The sequence below is a fragment of the Burkholderia sp. E168m23 genome (genome assembly GCF_016586125.1).
Classification (GTDB): domain Bacteria; phylum Pseudomonadota; class Gammaproteobacteria; order Burkholderiales; family Burkholderiaceae; genus Burkholderia; species Burkholderia orbicola.
The window spans coordinates 1-2331 of the sequence record NZ_BCPP01001047.1 but is presented as its reverse complement, the minus strand read 5'-3'; the positions used below and the strand labels follow the sequence as shown (position 1 = coordinate 2331).

The following is a 2331-nucleotide window of genomic DNA, read 5'->3' as shown; positions in this document are numbered from 1 at the left end:
ACCACGGCGGCAGCAACGCACAGTTCGATCTCACGGGGCCGCTCGGCAAGCCCGGCCAGGTCGCGGGCGGCACGCTCGCCTTCCGGCTGACCGGCGAATACGACACGAGCCGCTACTGGCGCAGCTTCGGCCGCGAACGCAACGCGCTGATCGCGCCCGCGCTGTCGTGGCACGACGCGAACACGTCGATCGACGTCAGCTACCAGTACGTCGACTACACGATGCCGTTCGACCGCGGCACCGTGCTCGTGAACGGCCAGCTCGACGAGGCACTGCGCTATCGCCGCTACGAGGAAGCGTGGTCGCAAAGCAGCGGCATCCAGGAAACGCTGCGCACGCGCATCGAGCACCGCTTCTCCGATGCTTGGCGCGTGCGCGCGACTTACGGTTGGGGCCGCGACCGCTACGATCAGTTCATCACCCGCGCCACCGCGTTCAACAGCAGAACCGGCGCGCTGACGCGCTCGTCCGACGCGAACCTCGGGCGCAACGATTCCGACCAGATCGCGACGCTCGGGCTGCTCGGCAACGTGACGCTCGCGGGCATGCAGCACGCGATCTACGTCGGCGGCGAATACGAGCGGCAGCGCAGCTTCCGCGGCGACACGATCCGCGGCAAGGCGACGACGGGCTTCAATCTCTACGATCCCGTGTATGGCCTGCTCGCGCCGGGCGGCATGGCCAACGCGAAGCAGAGCGATTCGCGCTCGGTCGTGCATGCGTATTCGACGATCGTGCAGGACTCGGTGAAGATCACCGACCGCCTCACCGCGGTAGGCGGGCTGCGCTGGGAAAACTGGCAGCAGGAATCGGGAATGGGCCGGCCGTTCGTGTTCGCCGACCGCTCGCGCGGCAGCGTCTGGCTGCCGCAGTTCGGGCTCGCGTATGCGCTCACGCCGGCGCTCACCGCCTATGCGAACGTGAGCCGCTCGTTCAAGCCGAACGTCGCGTCGAACGTCGCGGCGCCGCTCGCGCCGGAATATGGCCGCGTGCTCGAGGCCGGGCTGAAGTTCAGCCTGAAGCCCGCGATCACGGGCACGCTCGCCGTGTACCAGATCGACAAGCGCAACGTCGCGGTCACGGTCGGCGACCTCACGTCGACGATCGGCACCGCGCGCTCGCGCGGGATCGAGCTCGACGTGGCCGGGCAGATCACGCGCCACCTGAGCGTGATCGGCAGCTATGCGTATACGAACGCGAACGATCGTGACAGCAACACGCCGCTCGTCAACGTCGCGCGCCACACGGGCAGCCTGTTCGCGGTATACGACACGGCCATCGCGAACCTGCCCGGGCGCTGGCGCTTCGGCGGCGGCGCGCGTCTCGTCGGCGCCCGCTCCGGCGACACCGCGAACAGCTTCACGCTGCCCGGCTACGTGAGCGTCGACGCGTTCGCGGCGTACGAAACGACGATCGGCAAGTTTCCGACCCGCTTCCAGCTCAACGTGAAGAACCTGCTCGACAAGACCTACTATCCGTCGAGCAACAGCAACCTGATCGTCGCGGTCGGCGAGCCGCGGCTCGTCACGCTGACGACCACGGTATCGTTCTGACGCCCCGGCGCGCTCACGGACGCCAGCGATACACGACGATGCTCGACCCGTTGTAGTTGTCCTTCGTGATCACGTACTCGCCGGTCGAACGCAGGTACGCGCGCACGCCGTACATCGAGTCGACGTCGTTGCCGACGTCCATCGCCGACGGGTTCGAATTCGTCAGCGTCGTGACGAGCGCGCCGGTGTTCAGGTCGTATATGTCGATGTTCGGCACCGTGTGCACATAGCCGACGAACAGGTAGTGGCCGGCCGCCGCGATCGATTTCGGGTTCGCGCTCGTCAGGTTTATCACCGGGTTCGGCGCGCTCGTGTTGCCGTTCTTCCAGCCGTGATAAACCTCGATGTGCCCGTTCATCGCGGTCCAGTCCCAGTTGCCTGCCAGGCCCTGCGCCAGGATCATCGTGTCGCTGTCGGCCTGATAGATGATGCGCGTGACGGGCGCCACGCTGCTCGGCACGGCCGTCGTCACCGGCTTGCCCCACGACGGCTTGCCGGTCGCGTCGAAGCCCGTCATCGGGTAGCGCGTGATCACGTTGGAGCCGTTCAGGCCGGCCCACACGTCGCCGTTGCCGTCGATGTCGAAACCGGCCGTCACCTGCAGCGTCGTGTTGAACGGCTTGCCGGGCAGCGAACCGGCCGGAATCGCGATGTAGCCGCTCGCGGTGTTGAAGTAGTAGAAGTTGAAGTTGCCCGGGTTCTGGCCCGACGCGACGAGGATCCGGTTGCCGCCAACGCTCACGAGCTGCCCGAAGTGCTGGCCGCGCTGATAGTCGTT

The 2331-nt window shown here is 66.9% G+C and carries 1 protein-coding gene and 1 pseudogene; one reads left to right on the top strand and one right to left on the bottom strand.

Going from position 1 to position 2331, the window contains the following annotated elements; genetic code table 11:
- On the top strand, positions 1–1553 hold a 1553-nt coding region (locus tag JMF90_RS33815), incomplete at its 5' end, for a TonB-dependent siderophore receptor (RefSeq protein WP_201326054.1).
- A 13-nt stretch (positions 1554–1566) separates the two neighbouring features.
- On the opposite strand, the pseudogene JMF90_RS33810 reads toward JMF90_RS33815, so the two are convergent.
- Positions 1567–2331 (bottom strand): annotated as a pseudogene (locus JMF90_RS33810) (SMP-30/gluconolaconase/LRE-like region family protein); the annotation flags it as partial.